This is a genomic window from Endozoicomonas sp. ONNA1 (genome assembly GCF_024606325.1).
Classification (GTDB): Bacteria; Pseudomonadota; Gammaproteobacteria; order Pseudomonadales; family Endozoicomonadaceae; genus Endozoicomonas_A.
Genome location: NZ_JAHHPN010000806.1, coordinates 1 through 1034 on the forward strand (window position 1 = coordinate 1; position 1034 = coordinate 1034).

Genomic DNA, 1034 nt, shown 5'->3' on the forward strand with positions numbered 1-1034 from the left:
ACAAAAGAAAGCCGCTATGAGTACACGCTATCTGGCTGAAGTCCTTGCTGGGCAGACACTTTCATGATTTTGCCGCAGGGTACTTAATCGAAGCTCTATTAAGTTAGCCACTTTGTATGGAATCGTTTTTTGTAGCATTTAATGACGAACAGTAAGAGTGGTCACTATTGGTAATGCACCCAGTTTACGATTGCTCTCAAACGTATAGAGTGTTTCAGCCCCATTGTTATGGGCTCGTCTGGCAATAAGGCAGTCGGATAAATCCACTTTTGGATAAGTTTTATAATCCATCAGGGCACGTTGGAGTGCCTCCCAGTCTTCAAACAAAAAACGGGTACTGGCTGCCAACTCATAAAACACTGGATGGATATCATTTCTGGTCAAATTAAAAACAGCCTCCATCACCCATTCGGTTTCAGCCAATACTATGTCCGACAAAAAAACCTTTTCCGCAGAGTCTATTGTAAGGACAGCCTTTTGAGTTTGCCAAGGCGGGTTTTGACTGTCCACTGGCTGCAGTAAATAGCGAATCAGCACATTGGTATCTACAGCAATCATTCCTGACCTCTGAATTTTCTGGCAGCTTTTTTTCTCAAAATTTCTTTAAAATCCAGATCACCCTGGTTTACCGCAGATTCAGACTCTGTGACTTTTACACAAGCTAATGTACCTGAGAGTGTTTCACTAGACATTTTTACCAAATGAGCGACTCCATCCCGCTCAAAAACCTTCAGAGTATCACCAGGAACAAGCCCCAGTTTGTTACAGACATCCTGAGGTATGGTTACTTGTCTTTTACTGGTCAACTTAGGCATAAGAACACCGTATTACTATCGAAAATAAGTAATACTAAACTAGCAGTGAAGCTCCACATCATCAAGGAAGGCTGTACGTATTCCCACGCGTGCGTGAAAATGGATGATGATGAAAATTCATAAATATGCGATTGGCATAGATGGGCAGGTAAAAGTCATGAAAACCCCTGAAATTATTGACCTCTAGCTTATATTTGCTTTCTTTTTAATACGTCTACA

At 41.4% G+C, this 1034-nt stretch carries 2 protein-coding genes; both read right to left on the minus strand.

Translation table 11 applies throughout. The features are described 5' to 3' along the window. Positions 1-138: 138 nt before the first annotated feature. Entirely contained in the window at positions 139-558 is a 420-nt protein-coding gene (locus KDK19_RS19220; RefSeq protein ID WP_257255259.1) for a PIN domain-containing protein, read from the minus strand. Next, entirely contained in the window at positions 555-815 is a 261-nt protein-coding gene (locus KDK19_RS19225) for an AbrB/MazE/SpoVT family DNA-binding domain-containing protein (RefSeq protein ID WP_257255260.1), read from the minus strand. The genes KDK19_RS19220 and KDK19_RS19225 overlap by 4 nt, the downstream gene beginning before the upstream one ends. Between the last annotated feature and the right edge of the window lie 219 nt (positions 816-1034).

Excerpts from the sequence above, each read along its gene's own strand:
- KDK19_RS19225 (WP_257255260.1), bottom strand. The coding sequence starts at position 815 with ATGCCTAAGTTGACCAGTAAAAGACAAGTAACCATACCTCAGGATGTC.
- KDK19_RS19220 (WP_257255259.1), bottom strand. The coding sequence starts at position 558 with ATGATTGCTGTAGATACCAATGTGCTGATTCGCTATTTACTGCAGCCA.